Consider the following 6021-nt stretch of genomic DNA (forward strand, 5'->3'; position numbering starts at 1 on the left):
TATAAATTACCGAAACAGGGGCAGCAGCGCCGCGCCGATGATGCCTGCGTCGTTGCCCAGCTGAGCCAGCGTGAGGATGGTGCGTCGGGCGCTGTCGCGGGCGTAGTCCTCCCGGTCCACGATGGCCCGGACCGGCCCAAGCAGGGTCTCCCCCGCACCGGCCACGCCGCCGCCCACACAGAAAACCTCCGGCTGGAAGATGTTGATAAGGCTGGTAATGCCACAGGCCAGATAGGACTGGTACTCCTCCACCAGCTCCTTGGCCAGCAGATCCCCCCGGGCGGCGGCCTCGAAGGGGGTGCGGCCCTCCACCCGGTCGATCTCGCCGTCCACCACCTGCCAGATGAGGGACTCCCGGTTGATGAGCATCAGCTCCTTGGTGCGTTTGATGAGGGCGGTGGCGGAGGCGTAGGTCTCAAAGCAGCCCCGGCGGCCGCAGGTGCACAGGCGGCCGTTGTACTCCACCACGAAGTGGCCCACCTCCAGGCCGGCATAGTTAAAGCCGGTATAGAGCTTGCCGTCCAGCACCGCGCCGCCGCCCACGCCGGTGCCCAGGGTGATGGCTATCATCGATGTGCTGCCCTTGCCCGCGCCGGCGGCGTACTCGCCCAGAGCCGCGGCGTTGGCGTCGTTCTCAATGCAGACGCTCTTGCCCAGACGCTGCTCCAGCATGGACACCAGGGGCACATGATGGAAGTCCAGATTAGACCAGTACTCCACCACGCCCTCCCTGGGGTCGATGACGCCGGGGGCGCCGATGCCCACGGACGCGATGTCCGCCATGGTGCAGCCGGTATTCTCTACCGCCTGCCGGACAGCCTCCGACATGGCTGCGGCCACCGCCTCCGCACCGGAGCGGGGCGTCGCCACCCGCCCGCGGCCCAGAATGGTGCCGTCCTCCTCCACTACCGCCGCTGCCACATTGATGCCGCCCAGGTCAATGCCCAGATATTTCATAAGAGTATGCCCCCTTAACAAGTTCGTCCCATCATTATACAAAAAAAAGCTGCGCCCCACAAGTGGCTGGGCGCAGGCTGTCAAAAAAAGAGCGTACAGCGAACGGAGTCTGCGCATAAAAATGTTTTCCAATCAAGGGAACGCCGCGGAATGATAGTCCGCAGCGTTCCCTTTTTGTTGTTGTCTTGTGATGATGAAAACGATATAATGAAACCATTCCATTTGCTCTTGGTGGTGAAACAGAGCGGCAAATCGGAATTGGTGCGTCTTAGGCGGATAAGGCGTACTCGACGACGGGAATTCGACGGAGGATTTAGACATGAAAACTCTTTATGAGAAATATAAAAAAATTAAAATAGACGGCACTTGGATCGGCTTGGCTTTTGAAGATAATGATCAATATTTTTGTACACCCATAGGTGCAAAAATAATCGGATGGGATAATGGCATACACTATTGTTTTATTGAAGGATTTGGAGATATGGTTTTCTGCGTCAATCCCGAATCCTGTTGTGATTATTATGTCTACCCTGTGGCAAAAAACTTTTATGACTTTTTGAGTTTGATACTCGCCACCCAAAACACAAATTCAATGCAGCAAGTCATTTTATGGGATAAGCAAACGTTTAAAAGTTTCATGAATGACCCGGAAAATATTGAATATGTGGCAAAAAAAGAAGTAACAGACGCACTAAACACGATTCGTATGGAACTGGGTGTAATGCCAATGGAAAAACCGTTTGAATATATCAAGGAGCTGCAAAGAGATTTTCCTTACGAACATATTTGCTTTTCCAATGAATATTATGATACTTTGGGGCTGGAACGGCCAGATGGAACAGCGGCTGATGAGAACGGGTTTGAATTTGATGCCGTTAAATTTCGCTTTGAAAAAAATTGACTATCGATTTATTGGGCTGTTTAGCTGCGCCTTATTGAGTATAAGGCGCAGCTAACAATTCCCATTTGTCTGTCAGTGTCCCCGCCAGCATGGCATTTGGCAGTACAAATGCCGCTGTTCAGGGGTGCGACCCCTGATACCCCACAGGACGAAGGACTTTCCCCTTTGCCAGAGCGTAATTCGCCGCCCGCTCTCCGTCAAGGCTAAACGCTGCCGGCCAGTCTATGGACTGGCCGGGTCTTGACCGAAAGCGAACGGCGAATTGTTTGTTGTTTAAGGGGAAAAGCCCTAGTGCCGCCGTAAGCGGCGGCGTTTTTGTATCGAAAGCAGTTGCAGAAACGGTCAAAAACATGTCTTGAATTGAGACGCATGACCAAGAGACGCCCCGCACATTTTGCGCGGGGCGTCTCTTGGTCACAAAAAGCAGAAGTATCATGATACTTCTTTATCAGCACGCTCATAATGCAGTGGTACCCCTTCATGCGCCGACGGCCAGAAACACAGGCGCGCCCCGTACGGGGCGCGCCTGTGTTTCTACGCATCATGCGGCGGGAACCGCGCTCTTTTTCTTCTCCAATGTCATTCCCGCCGCATTCAAATGTTTTTCGGCGTTCCTCCGCTTGGTGGTGAAGTGGACCACCAGGGTCAGGATGCCGCTGAGCGCCAGGAAGGCATAAAAGCTGATGCCCCGGGAGACCAGCACTGCAGGGGTCACCAGTTCCGTCCCGAAGAAGAGGGCGAAGGAGAGGACGAAGCCCCCCTCGCTGGCCCCCACCGCCCCGGGCAGCGGCAGGGACGAGGTCGCCAGCGTCAGCAGCGCCTGGGCCCCGACCAGCTCGAAGACGCTGTGCCCGGTGAGGCCGAACGCCTTGTAGACCACAAAGGGTATCAGGAACAGCGCGGTGAGCTGGACAAAATTGAGCACCATCAGAACGGGCGCCAGGCCGGGATTCCGGCGGAAGCACTCGGCCCCCTTGCGGTACTCCTCCATCTGGCCGTCCAGCCGGGCCTGGGATGCGGCCCGGTCCTTAATGATACGGACCTTCACGCCCAGGTTCAGAAGCCCGCCCATCAGCTTCCGGGCGGCGTTGGGCAGGAACATGAAGCAGAGCATCCCGGCGGTGAGGGCAAGCATGACCAGCGCCCCGTAGAGGAGGAGCAGATTCATCCCAACCCCCATGGAGGCGATAAAGCCGGGCTGGGTAATGGCCGCAATCAGTGCGTAGATGAGCACCGTCACCTGATAGCATACGGCGATCAGCATCATATTCAGCGCCCCGTGGGCGGCGGGCACGCCGTTTTTGCTCATATAATAGACCTGAGCGGGCTGTCCGCCGGTGGCGGAGGGTGTGATGGAACTGACGTAGAACCCCACGAAGGAGAAGCCAAGACATCTGCGGTAGGGCAGGGCGTGGCCCAGACGGCCCAGAATCAGCTTGGAGCACATGGCCTCGCTCCCCACAAAGAGAAACATGAGGCCCAGGCCCAGGGCAATATACCCCGGCTTCACTCCCGCCAGGACCTCCGCCATCTGTGAGAAGGGCTGGTCCCTCAGCAGCAGGAACATGGTCAGCGCAATGAGGCCCAGCAGCAGCGCGCCGCCAATCCACCGTTTCTTCTTACTCATAATCAGATTACCACCTTCGGCTTATTCACATCTCATTCCCCGAAGGGGAATCCCCGTCCGGCGGGGCGTGCCGTCAGGCCGACCGACCGCCCTTCCGGTCCAGATTCAACTTTTTGAGCACCGTCAGGGCCACGCCCAGCCCCGCCACAGCGGCGGCCAGTCCAAACACCTTTATAATACCATGTTTTTTCATTACGCGCACGCTCCCTTGGTCACGCTCAGCCCGGCCAGGATGCGGCCCAGGCAATTTTCCTCCAGCTGGCTCTTCAGGCGGCGCATATTGTCCGCCATCCACTCCAGCCGCTCCCCGTCGTTGATGACTTCCCGGATGGCGCTCAGGCAGTCCTCCGTCTCCTTAGCGGCAATGACGCCGATGCCCGCCCGGGTGAGGAACCGGGCGTTGTTGATCTCCTGCTGGAGGAAGGGCTCCCAGGCCAGGAGGGGCAGTTCGGAGGAGATCGCCTCAAAGAGGGTGATCCCGCCGGGCTTGGAGAGCATCAGGTCGGCGGAGGCCATGTACTCGTGGACCCTGTCGGTGTAGCCCACCACTTCAATGTTCCCATATTTCCCGGCCAGCCGCTCCCGGAGCTTTTCGTTCCGGCCGGCGATGATGGTGGTCTTTACGCCCGGCAGGGCGTTGAGCTCCTCGTAAAACTTATCCTTCTTGGGCAGAAGACCCAGGCCGCCGCCCATAATGAGCAGGTGCCGCCTTTTACCGCCCCGGTTGTGGGGCGTCTCCTTAAACTCCGCCTTGACGGGGATGCCCGCGGGGATGATGCGCTCACGGTCCACACCCTTCTCGGCCAGCAGCTCTCCCAGCTCGGGGGTGCCCACCAGATAGAAGTCGGTGCCGCGGTTAATCCACTCAGAGTGGACGGAGAGGTCGGTGATGCAGGTCACCAGGGGCAGGGCGCTGCCCGTCTCCCACTTGTACCGGGACACGAGCTGGGCGCACAGGGGGTGGGTGGCCACCACCAGGTCCGGCCGCCGGTCCTCCAGCAGGTCCTGGAGCTTGTCGACGAAGTGCCCTTCAAAGGGGGGCCGGGCCTCGCCCTCCATATTCTCAGTCATTTTATAATAGGTATTGAACAGGCCGCTCCCGTGGGTCACCAGCAGGGAGAAGCCCTTGTACCAGGCGTCGGAGGCGCTGGGCATCGCGTAGTCGATGAGGTCCAGGACCTCCGCCTCGGCGTCCGGGTCCTCACGCAGAAACTGCTGCCGCAGCGACTGGGAGGCCGACCAGTGGCCCATGCCGAACTTACCCGTCAATATCAGGATATTCATGTGTCGATTCCTCCTTACGCGCCCGCTCAGCGCAGGCGCCCGTCTCGTTATACATCCTTCATTACGCTAGTCAGTATAACGAGGGAATCTTTAGAAAACGGTGGTTCAAAGATTAAGCTTCTATTAAGAAATTGGGTCAAATTCCTTTTTCGTTACACCAAGCCACAAAATTTTTGGAGCTTCCCCATGTTCCGCGCACACCGCCGCCCGCCAGCGGTCGCCCGCAAAGCTATGTACCGCAAGGGTTTCATGTCTCTCGCCCGGCAGAGGCGGCAAAACGGATCGGGGGTTAAAAATCCCCGTTCCCGCCTGCTTGCACCAGCTCTCCTTTCGGGTCCAGAGGCTGCAAAAGGCCCCCCAGTCCCCGCCGTGGGCGGCGTACCAGCGGTATTCCTCCTCGGAGAAGACCCGCCGGGGCAGCCTCGGGTCCCTGGGCCCAACCAGCTCGATGTCCACACCCACCTCCCCGTCGGAGAGGGCGCACAGAGCCAGGCCGCCGCTGTGGCTTAAATTGAAATGAATGTGGAGAAAGTCCGGGAAGAAGGGCTTCCCCCGGCTTCCCCGGCCCATGGCCGGGATTTCCTCCAGACCGTACACACGGGCCAGGCCCTCCCCCAAGAGACCCCGGACGGCGGCTTTGCCATCCTCTCCGCCGCAGGCCAAAAGCGTCAGCAAGCCAAACCGCCCCCTAAAGTGTTTTCACATTATTTTAACGCTTTCTTTATTGCCTTTTCAATGTGCGTTTTATACAATAAGTCCGTACCAGAAAATAGTTTTCCATATGATGACAAAAACAAGTCATAACAGTCGGGAAAAGGAGTTATATTAATGGAGAGAAAACAGTACATCTGCCCTAAATGCGGCTGCCGCACCTATGAGCACGACCAGTTCCAGGCCACCGGCGGGAATTTCGCCAAAATTTTCGACGTACAGAACAAGAAGTTCATCACCATCTCCTGCACCCAGTGCGGGTATACGGAGCTCTACAAGGCTCAGAACGACGCGGGCTGGGATGTCCTTGATTTCCTGATGGGCTAATCCAGGCCGCCCAGCCTGTCGCCCCCCGCCCCGGAGAAAGTCTCGCAGAGTTGCGTCGTCCGCGGACGACGCAATCAAATGAATATCCGTCATTATTTGGGATTTTTCCCCTTCCCGCCTGAGCGGTTACGCGCTTTTTTGGCAAACTGAATGAATGGGGAAGGGTCCGCCGGCGCTGCCGGCGGGCCCTTCCCCAGTCATTCAGGTTGGCGCC

6 protein-coding genes are annotated in these 6021 nt (G+C 58.0%); 2 read left to right on the forward strand and 4 right to left on the reverse strand.

Annotation, left to right across the window (positions count from 1 at the left end):
* Nucleotides 1-6: 6 nt before the first annotated feature.
* Nucleotides 7-957: an ROK family protein gene (locus H8S62_RS02105; protein ID WP_155146888.1), complete on the reverse strand. Its 951-nt coding sequence runs from the start codon at nucleotides 955-957 to the stop codon at nucleotides 7-9.
* A gap of 319 nt (nucleotides 958-1276) precedes the next feature.
* Between H8S62_RS02105 and H8S62_RS02110 the strand changes: the two genes are divergently transcribed.
* Complete coding sequence (locus tag H8S62_RS02110) at nucleotides 1277-1858, forward strand: hypothetical protein (protein WP_155146886.1); 582 nt, start codon at nucleotides 1277-1279, stop codon at nucleotides 1856-1858.
* Nucleotides 1859-2399: 541 nt separating this feature from the next.
* Here the strand turns inward: H8S62_RS02110 and H8S62_RS02115 are convergent.
* The 3 genes from H8S62_RS02115 to H8S62_RS02125 all read right to left on the reverse strand — a co-directional run bounded on the left by H8S62_RS02115 (nucleotide 2400) and on the right by H8S62_RS02125 (nucleotide 5444).
* Nucleotides 2400-3485 (reverse strand): lysylphosphatidylglycerol synthase transmembrane domain-containing protein, encoded by a 1086-nt coding sequence (locus tag H8S62_RS02115; protein WP_155146884.1) that lies wholly within the window; start codon nucleotides 3483-3485, stop codon nucleotides 2400-2402.
* A 192-nt stretch (nucleotides 3486-3677) separates the two neighbouring features.
* Nucleotides 3678-4769, reverse strand: coding sequence for an MGDG synthase family glycosyltransferase (locus tag H8S62_RS02120; RefSeq protein WP_186918324.1), 1092 nt, complete (start codon nucleotides 4767-4769; stop codon nucleotides 3678-3680).
* Nucleotides 4770-4892: 123 nt separating this feature from the next.
* The gene (locus tag H8S62_RS02125) at nucleotides 4893-5444 is read right to left on the reverse strand and encodes a 4'-phosphopantetheinyl transferase family protein (protein WP_243141675.1); all 552 of its coding nucleotides are present in this window, start codon (nucleotides 5442-5444) and stop codon (nucleotides 4893-4895) included.
* Nucleotides 5445-5597: 153 nt separating this feature from the next.
* Here H8S62_RS02125 and H8S62_RS02130 point away from each other — a divergent pair, with 153 nt between their 5' ends.
* Nucleotides 5598-5807, forward strand: a complete 210-nt coding sequence (locus H8S62_RS02130) for a zinc ribbon domain-containing protein (RefSeq protein ID WP_155146879.1) — start codon at nucleotides 5598-5600, stop codon at nucleotides 5805-5807.
* The last annotated feature ends 214 nt before the right edge of the window (nucleotides 5808-6021 follow it).

The sequence above is a fragment of the Lawsonibacter faecis genome (genome assembly GCF_014287675.1).
Lineage (GTDB): Bacteria > Bacillota > Clostridia > Oscillospirales > Oscillospiraceae > Pseudoflavonifractor > Pseudoflavonifractor faecis.